This window comes from Arthrobacter sp. DualSoilB13 (genome assembly GCF_055389195.1).
Map to the genome: position 1 here is coordinate 2,293,322 of NZ_AP035865.1, position 16,132 is coordinate 2,309,453.

The 16,132-nt window shown below is 61.7% G+C and carries 17 protein-coding genes; 1 reads left to right on the forward strand and 16 read right to left on the reverse strand.

From position 1 onward, the window contains the following. Positions 1 to 21 precede the first annotated feature (21 nt). The 10 genes from rpoZ to pyrR form a co-directional block, all read right to left on the reverse strand. Entirely contained in the window at positions 22 to 282 is a 261-nt protein-coding gene (gene rpoZ, locus ACZ5J0_RS10460; protein WP_017197559.1) for a DNA-directed RNA polymerase subunit omega, read from the reverse strand. Positions 283 to 321: 39 nt separating this feature from the next. Beyond that, the gene (gene gmk, locus ACZ5J0_RS10465; RefSeq protein WP_250821178.1) at positions 322 to 894 is read right to left on the reverse strand and encodes a guanylate kinase; all 573 of its coding nucleotides are present in this window, start codon (positions 892 to 894) and stop codon (positions 322 to 324) included. A gap of 21 nt (positions 895 to 915) precedes the next feature. Beyond that, on the reverse strand, positions 916 to 1,242 hold the full coding sequence (mihF, locus tag ACZ5J0_RS10470; protein WP_142939088.1) for an integration host factor, actinobacterial type: 327 nt from the start codon (positions 1,240 to 1,242) through the stop codon (positions 916 to 918). A 97-nt stretch (positions 1,243 to 1,339) separates the two neighbouring features. After that, positions 1,340 to 2,215, reverse strand: a complete 876-nt coding sequence (gene pyrF / locus ACZ5J0_RS10475; protein WP_250821177.1) for an orotidine-5'-phosphate decarboxylase — start codon at positions 2,213 to 2,215, stop codon at positions 1,340 to 1,342. Beyond that, entirely contained in the window at positions 2,208 to 5,516 is a 3,309-nt protein-coding gene (gene carB, locus ACZ5J0_RS10480) for a carbamoyl-phosphate synthase large subunit (protein WP_464093080.1), read from the reverse strand. Before carB ends, pyrF begins: the two co-directional genes overlap by 8 nt. After that, positions 5,516 to 6,670: a glutamine-hydrolyzing carbamoyl-phosphate synthase small subunit gene (gene carA, locus ACZ5J0_RS10485; protein ID WP_464094719.1), complete on the reverse strand. Its 1,155-nt coding sequence runs from the start codon at positions 6,668 to 6,670 to the stop codon at positions 5,516 to 5,518. The genes carB and carA overlap by 1 nt, the downstream gene beginning before the upstream one ends. Positions 6,671 to 6,743: 73 nt before the next feature. Then, positions 6,744 to 7,265 carry a PH-like domain-containing protein gene (locus ACZ5J0_RS10490; RefSeq protein WP_464093081.1) on the reverse strand — a complete coding sequence of 174 codons (522 nt, stop codon included), beginning with the start codon at positions 7,263 to 7,265 and terminating at the stop codon, positions 6,744 to 6,746. Beyond that, entirely contained in the window at positions 7,265 to 8,590 is a 1,326-nt protein-coding gene (locus ACZ5J0_RS10495) for a dihydroorotase (RefSeq protein ID WP_464093082.1), read from the reverse strand. The genes ACZ5J0_RS10490 and ACZ5J0_RS10495 overlap by 1 nt, the downstream gene beginning before the upstream one ends. After that, the gene (locus ACZ5J0_RS10500; RefSeq protein WP_464093083.1) at positions 8,590 to 9,597 is read right to left on the reverse strand and encodes an aspartate carbamoyltransferase catalytic subunit; all 1,008 of its coding nucleotides are present in this window, start codon (positions 9,595 to 9,597) and stop codon (positions 8,590 to 8,592) included. Before ACZ5J0_RS10500 ends, ACZ5J0_RS10495 begins: the two co-directional genes overlap by 1 nt. Continuing rightward, on the reverse strand, positions 9,594 to 10,178 hold the full coding sequence (gene pyrR / locus ACZ5J0_RS10505; RefSeq protein WP_024816826.1) for a bifunctional pyr operon transcriptional regulator/uracil phosphoribosyltransferase PyrR: 585 nt from the start codon (positions 10,176 to 10,178) through the stop codon (positions 9,594 to 9,596). The genes ACZ5J0_RS10500 and pyrR overlap by 4 nt, the downstream gene beginning before the upstream one ends. Before the next feature lie 155 nt (positions 10,179 to 10,333). Between pyrR and ACZ5J0_RS10510 the strand changes: the two genes are divergently transcribed. After that, positions 10,334 to 11,584, forward strand: coding sequence for a PrsW family intramembrane metalloprotease (locus ACZ5J0_RS10510; protein WP_208095851.1), 1,251 nt, complete (start codon positions 10,334 to 10,336; stop codon positions 11,582 to 11,584). Positions 11,585 to 11,638: 54 nt separating this feature from the next. Here the strand turns inward: ACZ5J0_RS10510 and nusB are convergent, their stop codons facing one another. From nusB to aroC, 6 genes are all read right to left on the reverse strand, one after another. Continuing rightward, complete coding sequence (gene nusB / locus ACZ5J0_RS10515; RefSeq protein ID WP_011774956.1) at positions 11,639 to 12,049, reverse strand: transcription antitermination factor NusB; 411 nt, start codon at positions 12,047 to 12,049, stop codon at positions 11,639 to 11,641. Then, complete coding sequence (gene efp, locus ACZ5J0_RS10520) at positions 12,049 to 12,612, reverse strand: elongation factor P (protein ID WP_011774957.1); 564 nt, start codon at positions 12,610 to 12,612, stop codon at positions 12,049 to 12,051. Before efp ends, nusB begins: the two co-directional genes overlap by 1 nt. Positions 12,613 to 12,766: 154 nt before the next feature. Continuing rightward, positions 12,767 to 13,288 carry a tetratricopeptide repeat protein gene (locus ACZ5J0_RS10525; RefSeq protein ID WP_142939080.1) on the reverse strand — a complete coding sequence of 174 codons (522 nt, stop codon included), beginning with the start codon at positions 13,286 to 13,288 and terminating at the stop codon, positions 12,767 to 12,769. Continuing rightward, on the reverse strand, positions 13,285 to 14,376 hold the full coding sequence (gene aroB, locus ACZ5J0_RS10530) for a 3-dehydroquinate synthase (RefSeq protein ID WP_142939079.1): 1,092 nt from the start codon (positions 14,374 to 14,376) through the stop codon (positions 13,285 to 13,287). The genes ACZ5J0_RS10525 and aroB overlap by 4 nt, the downstream gene beginning before the upstream one ends. Next, a complete protein-coding gene (locus ACZ5J0_RS10535; RefSeq protein WP_142939078.1) occupies positions 14,373 to 14,930 on the reverse strand; it encodes a shikimate kinase in 558 nt (185 codons plus the stop codon). Before ACZ5J0_RS10535 ends, aroB begins: the two co-directional genes overlap by 4 nt. Continuing rightward, complete coding sequence (aroC, locus tag ACZ5J0_RS10540; protein ID WP_142939077.1) at positions 14,930 to 16,129, reverse strand: chorismate synthase; 1,200 nt, start codon at positions 16,127 to 16,129, stop codon at positions 14,930 to 14,932. Before aroC ends, ACZ5J0_RS10535 begins: the two co-directional genes overlap by 1 nt. Positions 16,130 to 16,132: the final 3 nt, after the last annotated feature.

Sequence of the window (16,132 nt, forward strand, 5' to 3'; positions counted from 1 at the left end):
TCCGTCAACAGGCAGTCTTTATTATTCTGCGGGCTCGATCGGCGTGGAAACCAGCAAGCCTTCGTTGATCTCGCGCAGAGCGATGGACAACGACTTCTCGTTCAGCTTGGTGTCAACCAGCGGGCCGACGTACTCGAACAGGCCCTCGTGCAGCTGAGCGTAGTAGGCATTGATCTGGCGGGCGCGCTTGGCGCCGAAGATGACCAGGCCGTACTTGGAATCAGCAGCCTCAAGCAGCGAATCGATCGGCGGGTTGATGATGCCTTCAAGGTTCGTGGACACGAATTCTCCAAATTTTAGCGGGCCAACAAATGCAAGCGCTTAGCGCTGGTGCGGGGTAAGCCCCATGAGTGAAACAAGCTCGTCCGCTGCCCGGCGAACGTCGTCATTGATGACGGTGTGGTCAAACTCCGGTTCAGCAGCAAGTTCCAGTTTAGCGGTTTCCAGCCTGCGCTGCTGTTCCTCGGGAGTTTCGGTGCCGCGGCCCACCAGGCGGCGAACCATTTCGTCCCAGCTGGGCGGCGCCAGGAACACGAAATTCGCGTCCGGGACGGCAGTTTTTACCTGTCGCGCGCCCTGGAGGTCGATCTCCAGAAGTACAGACTTACCGTCTGCAATAGCGGCATCAACTGTGCTTCGAAGGGTCCCGTAGCGGTTCTGGCCATGCACCACAGCCCACTCCAGGAGTTCACCCTCTGCCACCAGGGAGTCGAACTCCTCAGCAGACTTGAAAAAATAGTGGACCCCGTCCTTCTCACCCGGACGCGCAGCCCTGGTGGTTGCCGAGACTGAGAGCCAAACCTCTGGATAGTTGTCCCTGATGTAGGTGGATACGGTTCCCTTGCCAACGGCAGTGGGGCCTGCAAGGACAGTCAGTCCGGGTTTCTTGCTCACGGATTCCTTCGGGGAGATGCGTCAAACGCTTTGCTGGGTATCCATAAAATCTACCAGCGCCCGGGCCTGATGAATTCCCAGGCCTCTGATGCGCCGCGATCCTGCAATGCCAATCTCCGCCATAATCCCGGCAGCCCTGACGGGCCCGATACCCGGCAGGGCCTCCAACAACTCCACTACCCGCATGCGCGCAATCGCGTCGTCGGTGGCTCCGGAGGAAATCAACTCAGCAATGCTGACTTCGCCGCGTTTGAGTCTCTCCTTGGCGGCGGCACGCACTGACCGCGCCTTGGCAGCTTTCTCAAGCGCATCTGAACGCTCCTGCGGTGTCAGCTCTTTAAGGCCCACTGCCAAACCCCTGTCAGATCGCACATGTGATCCAGATCACGCGGACTGATCCTGAACTTACCGGCAGGGGCCCGGTTGCGCAATGAGCATGGACAACTTACTCGAAGCGAAGTCCGCGCAAAGTTTCCTCAGTGGCAGCACGGAGGCTTGCCAAGGACGGTCCGGCCGCCAGGATCCCCCGGCTGGAAGTGGCCAGGACCGTGGGGTAAGCAGCGCCAAACGTTGTGCGAAGGTCAGCTGGAGTGGCGCCCTGGGCACCAAGGCCAGGGGCCAATATCGCACCGCGCACAGGCGCGAGTTCAATATCCAGATCATCCAAGGCAGAGCCGATGGTTGCCCCTACCACCAGGCCAACTGACCCCATGGAACCGCTGTACCGCTGGTTCTCGAGGGCAGCGGCAGCGGCAATCCTACGCGCCACGGAATCACTTCCACCGACGTGCTGCACAGACTTTCCTTCGGGGTTCGATGTCAGTGCAAGCACAAACACTCCCCTGCCATACTGCGCAGCAAGGTCCAACGCCGGGCGCAGCGACTCAAAGCCCAGGTACGGGCTAAGCGTCACCGAGTCCGCGGCCAAGGAAGAACCGTCACGCAGCCAGGCATCCGCATAGGCGGCCATAGTGGAGCCGATGTCGCCACGCTTGGCGTCGGCGATGCTGAGCACGCCCGCATCCGCGGAGGCGGTGAGCGTCCGTTCCAGCACAGCCATGCCGGCCGAGCCGTGGCGCTCGTAGAGCGCCACCTGCGGCTTCACCGCGGCAGCGAGGGAAGCCACGGCCTCAACCACCGTCAGCGAGAAGCGCTCCAAGCCGGCGACGTCGTCGGTCAATCCCCAATCGGCCAAGAGCTGCGGGTGGGGGTCGATTCCGACGCAGAGCGGGCCGCGCGCGGCCATGGCCGCAGCCAGCCGGGATCCGAAAGACTCCCCGGCCGGCTGCTGGCCTTGCTGTGGTGAAGCAGACTCAAGCATTGGCTGCTTCCATTGCCGCTGACAGGTTGGCTGCGTGCTCCTGCAGGCTGGTCACCGACCATTCGTAAGTGCGCAGTGCCTCAATGGCCTGCACTGCGGCATTGAACTCGGCAACGGTGGTGATGCAGGGAATGCCAATGGACGTTGCCGCAGCACGGAGTTCGTAACCGTCGCTGCGGGCTTCGCCGCCGGAGGGTGTGTTGAAGACCATGTCGATCTCGCCGGCGATGACCAGATCCGCAATGGTGCCTTCGCCCTCTGCGCTGCTGCCTTCGGCCACCTTACGCACAGGGGTTGCCTGAATGCCGTTGCGGCGTAGGACGTCAGCGGTGCCACCGGTGGAAACGATCTCGAAGCCCAGGTCCGAGAGGCGCTTGACGCCCATAATCACTGAGCGCTTGTCACGGTTGGCTACCGAGACGAAGATCTTGCCCTGGGTGGGCAAGGCGTTGTTCGCTGCGGCCTGGCTCTTGGCGAATGCGGTGTCGAAGTGCTTGTCGATGCCCATGACTTCACCGGTGGAGCGCATTTCCGGGCCGAGCAGGGAGTCCACAACCTTGCCCTCAGGAGTACGGAAGCGGCTGAACGGAAGGACCGCTTCCTTGACGGCAACCGGCGCGTCCAAAGGCAGGGTGGAACCGTCACCGGTTTCCGGCAGCATCTTGTAGGCGCCGCGGAGCTGGTTGATGGTGACACCTGTGCCGATGAGCGCAGCGGCCTTGGCCATTTGCACGCCTGTCGCCTTGGAAACGAAAGGAACGGTGCGGGAAGCACGCGGGTTGGCTTCAAGGACGTACAGGACGTCGGAGGCCAGCGCGAACTGGATGTTGATGAGGCCTCGGACGCCAACACCTTCGGCGATGGCCCGGGTTGCCGTGCGCACACGCTCAATCACGTTGTTGCCCAAGGTAATCGGCGGAAGCACGCATGCGGAGTCACCGGAGTGGATGCCGGCTTCCTCGATGTGTTCCATGATGCCGCCGAGGTACATGTCGGTGCCATCGAAAAGTGCGTCGACGTCAATTTCGACAGCATCTTCGAGGAAGCGGTCAATCAGCACCGGGTGGTCCGGGGTGATTTCCGTGGCATTGGCGATGTAACGGGAGAGGTTTGCTTCGTCGTAGACGATCTCCATGCCGCGGCCGCCCAGGACGTAGGACGGGCGGACCAGCACCGGGTAGCCGATTTCGTCGGCGATCTTCTTGGCGTCCTCGAAGGACACGGCGGTGCCGTTCTTCGGGGAGGTCAGTCCGGCTTCATCCAGGACGCGGGCAAAGGCGCCGCGGTGCTCCGCCAGGTCGATCGCTTCCGGCGAAGTGCCCAGGATCGGAACACCGGCATCAGCGAGCTGTTGGGCCAGCTTCAGCGGGGTCTGGCCACCGAGCTGGACGAAGACACCCATGACTCCACCGGTACGCTCCTCTGCAGCAATGACCTCAAGGACGTCCTCAAGGGTCAGCGGCTCGAAGTAAAGGCGCGTGGAGACGTCGTAGTCCGTGGAGACGGTCTCCGGGTTGCAGTTGACCATGACGGTCTCGTAGCCGGCCTTGCGCAGCGCCATGGAGGCGTGGACGCAGGAGTAGTCGAACTCGATGCCCTGGCCAATGCGGTTGGGCCCGGAGCCCAGGATGATGACGGAGGGCTTGGCGTGCAGGCCTACTTCGTCTTCCTCGTCATAGGACGAGTAGTGGTAGGGCGTGTAGGCAGCGAACTCAGCGGCACAGGTGTCCACCGTCTTGTAGACCGGACGAATACCCAGTGCTTGCCGGACGCCCCGGACTACTGCCTCATTGTTATGTGTCAATGCACCGATCTGCTCGTCGGAGAAGCCGTGACGCTTGGCGTTGCGCAGCATCTCCTCAGTGAGAACGCCGGCCTTGCGGATCTCCTGCGCCGTCTCATTGAGGAGCTGGAGCTGGTCCAGGAACCAGGGGTCGATCTTGGTGGCTTGGAAGACCTCTTCCACCGTGGCGCCCCCCAGGAGCGCACGCTGCACCTGGTGCAGTCGTTCCGTGGTGGGGCGCTTGGCCTTCTCGATGAGCTCGGCAACCTCGTACTCCGGTACGGAGCTGAAGTCCAGCTGTGAGCCCTTCTGTTCCAATGAGCGAAGGGCCTTCTGGAGGGCCTCGGTGAAGTTGCGGCCCATGGCCATGGCTTCGCCCACGGACTTCATGGTGGTGGTCAGGGTGTTATCCGCTGCCGGGAACTTCTCGAAAGCGAAGCGCGGAACCTTCACTACCACGTAGTCCAACGTCGGCTCGAAAGAGGCAGGGGTTTTCTGGGTGATGTCGTTGGGGATTTCGTCCAAGGTGTAACCAAGGGAAAGCTTGGTGGCGATCTTGGCGATGGCGAAGCCGGTTGCCTTGGAGGCCAACGCGGAGGAACGGGATACGCGGGGGTTCATCTCGATCACCACTACACGGCCTGTTGCGGGATCGATGGCGAACTGGATGTTGCAACCACCGGTGTCCACACCAACTTCGCGGATGACCGCGATGGAGACGTCGCGCAGCTTCTGGTACTCGCGGTCCGTGAGGGTCAGGGCCGGAGCTACCGTGATGGAGTCACCGGTGTGGACACCGACGGGGTCGAAGTTCTCGATGGAGCAGACCACAACGACGTTGTCGTTCTTGTCGCGCATCATCTCAAGCTCGTATTCCTTCCAGCCGAGGATGCTCTCTTCAAGCAGGACCTCGGTGGTGGGGCTGTACTGCAGGCCCTGGCCGACGATGCGGCGGAGGTCGTCCTCGTTGTAAGCCAGCCCGGAGCCCAGGCCACCCATGGTGAAGGAAGGACGGACCACCATCGGGTAACCAAGGTCTTCGGCAGCAGCGAAGGCCTCGTCCATGGTGTGGATGATGTGGCTGCGGGCAGATTCAGCGCCACAACGCTCCACGACGCCCTTGAACTTCTCACGGTCTTCGCCGAGCTCAATGGCGGCGATGTTCGCACCAATGAGTTCCACGTTGTACTTCTCCAGCACACCGTTCTTGTCCAGCGCGATGGCCGTGTTCAACGCAGTCTGGCCGCCGAGGGTGGGCAGGATGGCGTCCGGGCGCTCCTTGGCGATGATTTTTTCCACCACTTCTGGAGTGATGGGCTCTACATAGGTGGCATCGGCGAATTCAGGGTCCGTCATGATGGTGGCCGGGTTGGAGTTCACCAGGATGACCCGCAGGCCCTCCTCCTTCAGGACGCGAAGTGCCTGGGTACCGGAGTAGTCGAACTCAGCCGCTTGGCCGATAACGATGGGGCCGGAACCGATGACAAGGACGCTCTTGAGATCTGTACGCTTGGGCATTACTTCTTGTCCTCAGTCTTGGAGTCGTTGGAGTTGGCGCCTGTGGCCTTGGACTTGGTGTCGGCCATGAGGTCGATGAAGCGGTCGAAGAGGTACGCAGCATCGTGCGGTCCGGCCGCAGCTTCGGGGTGGTACTGGACCGAGAAGGCGGGGATGTCGAGGCAGGCGAGTCCTTCGACGACGTCGTCATTGAGCGAAATGTGGCTGACTTCCACACGTCCGTATCGTTCTTCCGGTGCCACGGTGGCCCCGTTCAACGGGGCGTCAACGGCGAAGCCGTGGTTCTGCGAGGTGATTTCCACCTTGCCGGTCCGGCGGTCCATGACGGGCTGGTTGATGCCGCGGTGGCCGTAACGGAGCTTGTAGGTGCCAAAGCCCAGGGCCCGGCCGAGGATCTGGTTGCCGAAGCAGATACCGAAGTACGGGAGCTTCTCATCCAGTACCGAACGCAGCAACGAAACCTGGTTGTCAGCGGTTGCAGGGTCTCCTGGACCGTTGGACATAAAGAAGCCGTCGGGCTTGACAGCGTTGACATCCTCCAGGGTGGAGGTGGCCGGAAGGACGTGCACGCGCACGCCACGCTCTGCGAAACGCACCGGAGTCATGGCCTTGATGCCGAGGTCAACGGCTGCGATGGAGAAGCGCGGCTCCCCTTCCCAGCCGTGGTCCTTTGGTTCCACGACGTAAGCCTCGTCAATGGAGACTTCCTCCGCCAGGGCTGCGCCTTCCATGGGGGCGCTGGCGAGGACAGCGTCCAGCAGTTCTTTGTCGGTGGCGTGCGCGGCCTCACCGGAGAAAATGCCGGCCCGCATGGTCTTGTGCTCACGGAGGTGGCGGGTGATGGCCCGGGTGTCTACGCCCTGGATGCCGACGATTCCCTGCTCCACCAGTTCCTCATCGAGGCTGCGCTCGGAACGCCAGTTGGAGGGGCGACGGGCGGCGTCGCGCACGATGTACCCGGCCACCCAGATGCGGCGGGATTCAGCGTCTTCGCTGTTGACGCCGGTGTTGCCGATGTGCGGCGCTGTCTGCACCACCAGCTGGCGGGCGTAGGAGGGATCGGTAATGGTCTCCTGGTAGCCCGTCATGCCGGTGGCGAAGACTGCCTCACCCAGAGCGGCGCCCTGGGCTCCGTAGCTGCGGCCGCGGAACATGCGGCCGTCTTCGAGCACGAGTACTGCTGCTGAGGGGGTGGGTGTGGTGGCTGCTTTACTATCCGTCACTTTATTACTTTCCACTATCGGCTTCTGCCTGAGGGGCTGCGGAGATCAATTCTTGGAGGGCTTCGAGGAGGAGCTGCTTGTCGGCTGCATGCCTGGAACGGAATCCGGTGTCCAGTTCCCGGGAGCCAAGCTTCCAGTTGATGACCAGGAGTCCGTCTTTTTCGACGAATTTTCCGGCCATGCCATTGGTTTCCCGGCTGTCGACCAGAGCTGAGTGCGGGATGAAGACCGGAGCGGCACCTGCTCGGTCGAACAGCACACCTTCGGTGTGGATGCTCAGTTCAGCGTTGGTGCGAATACCCAGGCCCTGGACTGCTATCCGGTCCAGCCAATCGCCGGCCGTTGTGGTGGCCACGTATTGGCCGTCTGCCGCTACCGTGGCCGGCGACAGCTGCTTCGGCACCTCGGGGAGGCGTTCGACGTCGGCTTGTCGCCTTAGCCTGTTGCGCCATCCCAGCCAGATCATCGCCAGGACGACGACAATCAGCGGCGCCGTGATGAGCACGGTCAGTGTTTGGTTGTCCATTACTTGCTGCCGACCGCCGGGTACCTGTACGGCGTGTTGAGCTGGCCATCAAGGACCGTGGGGTGGCCTTTGAAGAAGGTTGCCACCACGGATCCGGGCAGCTCCTTGCCCTTGAACGGTGAATTGCGGCCCATGGTTGCCATTTTATGCGGGTCAACAGTCCAACGCGCAGCCGGGTCCACCAGGATGACATTGGCAGGTTCGCCAACCTCCAAGGGACGGCCCTGATCGGCTACGCGCCCAATGACTGCAGGGGTGAACGAGGTAACCCTGGCGAAATCAGCCCACGTCATGAGGCCGGTTTCGATCATGGTCTCCTGCACCACGGACAGCGCGGTTTCAAGACCGGTCATGCCCATGGCTGCCTGCGCCCATTCGCATTCCTTATGCTCGCTGGGGTGCGGGGCGTGGTCTGTTCCCACGACGTCGATGGTGCCGTCGGCCAGGCCCTCCCGGAGCGCCTGCACGTCGGCATCGGTGCGCAGCGGGGGGTTGACTTTGTAGACGGGGTCGTAGCTGCGGACCAGCTCATCAGTGAGCAGCAGGTGGTGCGGAGTGACCTCGGCGGTGACATTGATTCCACGGGCCTTGGCCCAGCGAACGATCTCCACGGAACCCGCCGTGGAGACATGGCACACATGGAGGCGGGAACCAACATGCTGGGCAAGCAGAACGTCGCGGGCGATGATGCTTTCCTCGGCAACAGCGGGCCAGCCGGTGAGTCCAAGCACGGCCGACACCGCGCCTTCATTCATCTGTGCCCCGGCGGTGAGGCGCGGTTCCTGCGCGTGCTGGGCCACTACGCCGTCGAACGCTTTGACGTACTCCAATGCACGGCGCATTAGCACGGGATCGTGGACGCAGATGCCGTCGTCGGAGAACATCCGGACCTGGGCGCGAGAGTCCGCCATGGCGCCCAGCTCTGCCAGTTGCTCGCCCGCCAAACCTACAGTGACCGCACCGACGGGGCGGACGTCCACCCAGCCCGATGCTCGGCCAAGGCTATGAACCTGCTCCACGACGCCGGCAGTATCAGCCACCGGGTTGCTGTTGGCCATGGCATGGACAGCTGTGAAACCGCCCAGGGCGGCAGCGCGGGTGCCGGTCTCCACTGTTTCGGCGTCTTCGCGGCCGGGTTCGCGCAAGTGGGTGTGCACGTCCACCATGCCGGGCAGTGCAACGAGGCCCTGGGCGTCGATCACTGTTGCGTCGTCCGCAGACAAGTCCGTACCGCGGGCTTCAATGACACCGTCGCGGATCAAGAGGTCTTCAGCTGCGCCGCCGAGGATGGCGGCCCCACGAATCAGGTAGCTGTTCTGGGCCATCAGTTGGTCTCCTTGCTGGACTGGCTTGCGTTCGGAACGGCTTCACGGGAATCCCCGGAGAGCAGCAGGTAAAGAGCGGCCATACGGACCGAAACACCGTTTCGCACCTGTGCGAGAACAGTTGAACGCGGCGAATCTGCGGCTGCCGATGAAATCTCCAGACCCCGGTTCATGGGGCCGGGGTGCATGATGATGGTGTCCTTCATACCGAGATCATCCAAGGCGCGGAGCCTTGCGTCGTCGAAACCCCAGCGGCGCGAGTACTCGCGGGTAGAGGGGAAGAACGATGCGTTCATGCGCTCACCCTGGACACGCAGCATCATCATGGCGTCGATGCCCGCTTCCAGTGTCTCGTCCAGGTTGTAACTGACCTTGCAAGGCCAGTGCTCGACGCCGATGGGCAGCAGGGTGGGTGGCGCCACCAACGTGACCTCGGCGCCGAGGGTCTTGAGCAACCAGACATTGGAACGGGCAACGCGGGAGTGCAGGACATCGCCGGCAATCGCTACGCGCATCCCTTTGAGGTCTGCGCCCGTGGACTCAATGCCATTGACCCGTGACCAGTGCCGACGCATGGTGAAAGCATCCAGCAATGCCTGGGTAGGGTGCTCATGGGTACCATCGCCGGCGTTGATGACTGCTGCATCAATCCAGTCAGTGGCTGCAAGCCGGTGCGGCGCGCCGGAGGCCCAGTGGCGGATGACGACAGCGTCCGCGCCCATGGCTGCCAGCGTCTGTGCAGTGTCCTTGAGGGACTCTCCCTTGGATACCGAGGATCCCTTGGCGGCGAAGTTAATGACATCGGCTGACAGTCGCTTGGCTGCTGCTTCAAAGGAGATGCGCGTACGGGTGGAGTCCTCGAAGAAGAGGTTCACCACGGTGCGGCCGCGCAGGGCCGGGAGCTTCTTAACCTCACGCTCGCCAACGGCGGACATTTCTTCTGCCGTGTCCAGAACCCGGATGGCGTCGAAAAGGCTGAGGTTGTCGGTGGAAAGGAGATGTTTCACTTGCCGGCCTCAATAACTACCTCGTTGACGGGCACGCCGTCCACGGAGTCGATCTCCTCGAGGTGGACCCTGACCTTTTCCGATGAAGAAGTGGGCAGGTTCTTTCCCACGTGATCTGCCCGGATGGGAAGCTCGCGGTGTCCCCTGTCCACCAGCACAGCCAGGCGGACAATCCGCGGGCGGCCAAGATCGACCAAGGCGTCCAAAGCGGCTCGAATGGTCCTGCCTGAGTACAGGACGTCGTCGATCAGGACAACAACCTTGTTGTCTATGCCTGAGAGTGGAAGCCGGGTGTGGCGTGGGGGCCGTGTGGGCTGGTGGGAAAGGTCGTCACGGAACATGGTGACATCCAACTGGCCAACCATAGTGTCGGCGTTCACCGTGGGGTCGGCTGCTGCGATCTTGTTGGCCAGCCGCACGGCCAGAGGGTAGCCCCGGCTTGGAATGCCCAACAGGACCAGGTCCTGGGAGCCTTTGTTGGCTTCGAGGATCTCGTGGGCGATACGAGTGAGCGCACGATCAATGTCCGCCTGATTGAGGACAACCCGCGACGGCACGTGTGCTGAAGTGACTTCAGTCATCGCTCGTCTCCCCTTTCCCCGCCTCACGGGACGGAATTAAAAAAGGAATATTTGCTTTTCAAAACTACCACAGCGCCCCTTTCCCACCTCAGCGGGGACCCCAGTGACGCGTGAGTTTAAGCTCACACTTCGTGCTGTGGAATAGGCTCTTGCCCATGACCATGAACCACCACGGCCAACCAGGCGGACAACCTTATCCGCGTCCTTACCTGGAACCTGGCGCCAACCCCACGTGGATTGGCCGCGTCCAGCCCGGTAATTACCAACCGGCCCCCGGCAACCCGACGACGCTCCCGCAGCAAACCTGGGCCATGCCGCCAGCGCCGCAGCCTCGCCGGTCCTGGGGGACGCTCCCTTTACTCATCGGAGCAACCGTGCTGGTCCTCGGCAGCCTGTTCCTGGTGGTGCCGTTTCTCCTCGGCAACACCGGCATCAGCGGGTTTGTCATCGGCTTCATTGCCTCACTGATTCCACTCTCCGTAGTGCTGCTGACGGTACGCCTGATAGATCGCTGGGAACCCGAACCAAAAAGGCTCCTGTGGTTCGCTTTCACGTGGGGTGCCGCGGTTTCCATTGCCGGGACACTGCTTATCCAGCCGCTCTTCGCACTTGCAGCTCCCACCTCCAGCGAAGAAGCATTCACCTACTTCATGGCAACGGTCCAAGCCCCCATCGTGGAGGAATTCACCAAGTCGCTGGGGTTGCTGGTCCTGATCCTGGCAGCACGCAAATATTTTGACGGACCTGTTGATGGGGTGGTGTTTGCCTTTACCATTGCCGCGGGCTTTGCCTTCACGGAGAACATCCTCTACTTCGGCCGCGAAATAGCCTCATCATCAGATCCAAGCACTGACCTCATCCGGATCTTCATCCTCCGGGGTGTCATGTCGCCCTTCGCGCACGCAGTTTTCACGGGTACAACCGGACTGATCATGGGTTTCGCTGCCCGCAAATGGCATTCGGGGTACGCGGTCCTGGCCTTCTTCATCGGCTTGTTGCCTGCGATGTTCCTGCACAACCGCTGGAACAGCATGGGACAGAACTTCCTGGTGGAGTACTTTGTGGTCCAGGTCCCGATCTTCCTGGTGGCAGCAGTGGGCATCATCCTCCTCAGGGTTGCCGAAGGAAAACTTACCCGGCAACGTCTCCTCGAATATGCCCGGGCAGGCTGGTTTACTCCCGCAGAAGTGGAGATGCTGGGTACCTCCCGAGGCCGACGGCACGCCATTGGGTGGGCGTCCTCGCGCGGGCGTGGTGCGCAGATGAGGGCCTTCATCAAAGGGGCCACAGCCCTGGCATTTACCCGCCAACGGATTCTCAGCGGCCGCGACGTCCATGTCCATCAGCATGACGAGTTCGAGCTCCTCAGAAAGATCCCAACGCTTAGGGCAGCGGTCCTCCAGTAAACACAAAAGAACCCGCATCCAGTGGATGCGGGTTCTTCAGCGGCCAACAACTCCTTATGCCAGGAGCGAGGGCTTCAGCTTCTGGAGCCGGCCAAGCAGCCCATTGATGAAGGCAGGCGACTCGTCCGTGGACATGGTCTTCGCGAGAGCCACAGCTTCGCTGACGGCTACGCCGTCGGGAACCTCGTCATTGTAGAGAAGTTCCCATGCGCCAATACGAAGGATGATGCGGTCAACCGAGGGCATCCGCTCCAACGTCCAGCCTTGGGCGTACGTCTGCAGGAACTCATCGATGGTTGCCTGCATGGAAACAACACCCTCGACGATTTCCACCGTGTAGGGGTTGATGACAAGGTCGGTCTTCTCCCGCCGCGCTGTCATCGCGTCGAAAGCCGAAACGGAACGCTGCTCCGCCTCGAAAAGTACTTCAAGAGCCCTGCTACGGGCTTTACCGCGTGCGCTCACTAGTCGTTGACCCGGCCCAAGTAGCTGCCATCGCGGGTGTCGACCTTGACCTTGGTGCCCTGCTCAACGAACAGCGGAACCTGGATTTCGTAACCGGTCTCGACAGTTGCAGGCTTGGTGCCTGCCGAGGAGCGGTCGCCCTGAAGGCCCGGCTCCGTGTAGGTGATTTCGAGGACAACACTCGGGGGCAGTTCAATGTACAGCGGCGTGCCCTCATGGATGGCGATGTTGACCATCTGGTTCTCAAGCATGAAGTTTGTGGCGTCGCCCACCGTGGCACCCGATACGGTGATTTGGTCGTAGTCCTGGGTATCCATGAACACGAAGTCTTCGCCGTCCTGGTACAGGTACTGGTAATCGCGGCGGTCCACCGTAGCGGTTTCAATCTTCAGGCCGGCGTTGAAGGTCTTGTCAACCACCTTGCCGGACATGACATTGCGCATCTTGGTACGGACGAAGGCGCCGCCCTTGCCTGGCTTGACGTGCTGGAACTCGATGATGTTCCAGAGCTGGCCCTCGAGCTTCAGTACGGTCCCGTTCTTGATGTCGTTTGTGGTTGCCACTCGTATCCTCTGGTTATCGCACTGGTTCTGACTGCCAGCTATCTATGCCAAGCAGGCGTACCAATCGGCCCGCCAGCGCGTATTTATCAAAAATCCAAGAACCATTCTACCGTCAAATGCGGGTGTGCCTTGCGGGCGGGGTTTTGGAACGGCCCTAAGAGGCCAGTTCCAGTACATTCCGGGCCCGCTGCAAGGCGACTGCAGAGGAGTAGATCAGCGCAGCATCAGCTGCCATGGCTACTCGCAGGTCCAAGGCCCTGGCGAATTCTTCGGACGCTGCCAGTGCGTTGCCGCTGACGAAATATGCCCGGCCAAGATACTGGTGCACAATAGCTTCCTTCGGGCTGCCCTGGACATCCTGCAACAGGTGCCTGAACAACTGGACAGCACGGTCCAGCCGGTTGGTTGCCCGATGGACTTCGGCCTCAAAAATCCTCAACCGGAACGACTCCGGATCTTTGTAGCGGGCCTCAGCCAGGAGCTCCGCTGCCTCCTTGGGCTGATTGTCCAGAAGAAGGGCCATGATGCGATCTGCAGGGTCCTCCGAGGCCGCAAGGGCGGACTCCATGGCTTCCTCATTGACAACCACTGGCAGCAAAGTGTCCGGGTTCAGGCGGACTCCCGGGAATCCGGCTGTTGGCCAGTCGCTGACGCCTTCACGAAGAGTGACGGTCATGATGCGATCTCCTGGTAGGCGGCAAACAGGAGCGAGGTGTCAGGAACTTCCAGTATGCCCGGTTTGGCCACGCCATCGAGGACAACAAACCGGAGCAGGTCACCACGGGACTTCTTATCCCGGCGCATCCCATCAAGAAGGCCTTGCCAGCGGTCCTTGCGGTAGGTGGTGGGCAGACCGAGGCTTTCCAGAATAGTGCGGTGCCGGTCGGCGTCAGCGTCGGACAAACGGCCAACGCTTCGCGACAACTCGGCTGCAAACATCATGCCCACGGATACAGCGGCACCGTGACGCCACGAGTAGCGTTCCACGAGTTCGATGGCATGGCCCAGGGTGTGCCCGTAGTTCAGGATTTCGCGGAGGCCCGATTCCTTCAGGTCCTGGGAGACGACCTCAGCCTTCACAGCGATGGCACGTTCGATAAGCTCCCGGACAACATCCGATCCGGGGTCCATCACGGCGTCGGTGTTCTTTTCGACGAGGTCAAGGATGGCCGGATCCGCGATGAAACCGCATTTGATCACCTCTGCCATTCCGGAAATGAGCTCGTTCTTCGGCAGGGTCTGAAGAGTGTCAAGGTCAGCCAGGACAGCAGCCGGCGGGTGGAAAGAGCCCACCAGGTTCTTGCCCTCGGCAGTATTGATGCCGGTCTTGCCGCCCACCGAGGCATCCACCATGCCGAGAAGGCTCGTTGGCATGTGGATGACTTTGACCCCTCGAAGCCAGGTTGCAGCCACAAAGCCGGCAAGGTCAGTTACTGCACCGCCGCCGACAGCCACGATGGCATCAGATCGAGTGAAGTCGTTCTGACCCAGCACCTGCCAGCAGAACGCCGCCACCTGGATGTGCTTGCCTTCTTCAGCGTCCGGGATTTCGGCCGTGAGCGCGGTGAAGCCTGCAGCTTCGAGCTCGTCCCGCACAGTATCGCCGGTCAGGCGAAGCGCCCGCGGGTGGATCACCAGAACGCGGCGGACACGTTCGCCCAGCTTCGCCGGCAGGGTGCCCAACAGGCCCCGGCCCACCACGACGTCGTAGTTTTCATTAACGGACTGACCGGTCACCTTGATGACAGTTGCTTCGGAGCTCACTTTTCAACTTCCTCTTTCAAGGCTGCATGCTGGAGCAGCCGCTCCTCCAAGTGGAGGCCGATTTCCGCCACGGATCCGGTACGGACATCCATGACAATGTCTGCAAGACGCTCATAAACCGGACGTCGGGTGGCGAACAAGGCCTCCCAACGGGTCATGGCGTCACCCTGCAGCAAGGGCCGCCCGGTGTTGCGTGCAATTCTGTCAGCGACCGTTTCCGCATCACACTCCAGATAGACCACGGTGCACTCCCCCAACAATTGCTGGGTCCCGGAGTCGAGCACTGCTCCGCCGCCGAGGGAAATAATGGCCGGATCGATCTTCGCGGACTCGATGGCCTTGGCCACAGCCCGCGCTTCAATCTCGCGGAAGGCGTGTTCTCCCCTGCCTGCGAAAATATCGGCAATGCTGCCATGGGCGGCAACAACCACAGCATCAGTGTCCACAAAAGGCAGACGCATCTGATGGGCCAGCTGCTGACCTATCGCCGATTTTCCGACGGCCATGGGTCCAACCAGAACTATGGGCCGGCCATCCGGGATAGAGCGGACCATTACCGGCCGACCGTGTCCAAGGTAGCCGGGATGCTTTCAAGGTAGCTTTGCAGGTTGCGCTGGGTCTCAGGCACAGAATCACCACCGAATTTCTCGGCCACAGCCTCAGCCAGCACCAATGCCACCATGGCTTCGGCCACAACGCCGGCCGCGGGCACGGCACAAACATCAGAGCGCTGGTGATGTGCCTTGGCAGGCTCCCCGGTGCTGACGTCAATGGTGCGCAACGCGCGCGGAACTGTGGCGATCGGCTTCATGGCAGCCCGGACGCGAAGCACTTCACCAATGCTCATGCCGCCCTCGATGCCACCGGCCCGGTTGGTCTGGCGAACAATCTTGCCGTTGTCATCCTTGAGGATCTCATCATGGGCAGCAGATCCACGGCGGGCCGCCGTCAGGAATCCATCGCCTACTTCCACGCCCTTGATGGCCTGGATGCCCATCAGCGCGGCGGCCAGACGGGAGTCCAGTCGACGATCCCAGTGGACGTAGCTGCCCAGTCCCGGCGGAAGCCCGTAAGCCAGTACCTCTACCACGCCTCCCAGCGTCTCGCCTTCTTTGTGCGCGGCATCCACCTCTGCCACCATCGCATTAGAGGTCTCGCGGTCGAAGCATCGCAAGGGGTCGGCGTCGAGGGCTATGACGTCCCTCGGCAACGGCAGGGGCCTGCCCTCGGGGACGGTCACGCTGGCAATGGAAACGGTGTGGCTGACCAGCTCGATGCCCAACTGCTTCAGGAACTGGGCGGCAACGGTACCAAGGGCCACGCGTGTGGCCGTTTCGCGCGCGCTGGCACGCTCGAGGACCGGGCGGGCTTCGTCAAAGCCGTATTTTTGCATACCGGTAAAATCTGCGTGCCCAGGGCGTGGACGGGTCAGCGGTGCGTTGCGGGCCTGATCGGCGAGGACTTCAGGGTCCACAGGATCAGCAGACATGATCTGCTCCCATTTGGGCCACTCGGTGTTCCCAACCTGGATCGCCACAGGGCCGCCTTGGGTAAGACCATGCCTGACACCACCCATGATGGTGACCTCGTCCTGCTCAAACTTCATGCGGGCACCACGTCCATAGCCCAGGCGGCGACGCGCCAGCGCGTCACGAATCTGCCCGCTGGTGAGTTCAACACCGGCAGGCACGCCTTCAACAATTCCGATCAGGGCCGGACCATGGGATTCACCGGCAGTCAACCAACGCAACATATA

Bases quoted from the DNA above. Each gene is read 5' to 3' on its own strand.
- carB (WP_464093080.1), bottom strand. From the start codon at position 5,516: ATGCCCAAGCGTACAGATCTCAAGAGCGTCCTTGTCATCGGTTCCGGC.
- ACZ5J0_RS10525 (WP_142939080.1), bottom strand. From the start codon at position 13,288: ATGACCGTCACTCTTCGTGAAGGCGTCAGCGACTGGCCAACAGCCGGA.
- pyrF (WP_250821177.1), bottom strand. From the start codon at position 2,215: ATGCTTGAGTCTGCTTCACCACAGCAAGGCCAGCAGCCGGCCGGGGAG.
- pyrR (WP_024816826.1), bottom strand. From the start codon at position 10,178: ATGACTGAAGTCACTTCAGCACACGTGCCGTCGCGGGTTGTCCTCAAT.
- aroC (WP_142939077.1), bottom strand. From the start codon at position 16,129: ATGTTGCGTTGGTTGACTGCCGGTGAATCCCATGGTCCGGCCCTGATC.
- ACZ5J0_RS10510 (WP_208095851.1), top strand. From the start codon at position 10,334: ATGACCATGAACCACCACGGCCAACCAGGCGGACAACCTTATCCGCGT.
- carA (WP_464094719.1), bottom strand. From the start codon at position 6,670: ATGTTCCGCGGCCGCAGCTACGGAGCCCAGGGCGCCGCTCTGGGTGAG.
- ACZ5J0_RS10495 (WP_464093082.1), bottom strand. From the start codon at position 8,590: ATGGCCCAGAACAGCTACCTGATTCGTGGGGCCGCCATCCTCGGCGGC.
- ACZ5J0_RS10535 (WP_142939078.1), bottom strand. From the start codon at position 14,930: ATGGTCCGCTCTATCCCGGATGGCCGGCCCATAGTTCTGGTTGGACCC.
- ACZ5J0_RS10490 (WP_464093081.1), bottom strand. From the start codon at position 7,265: ATGGACAACCAAACACTGACCGTGCTCATCACGGCGCCGCTGATTGTC.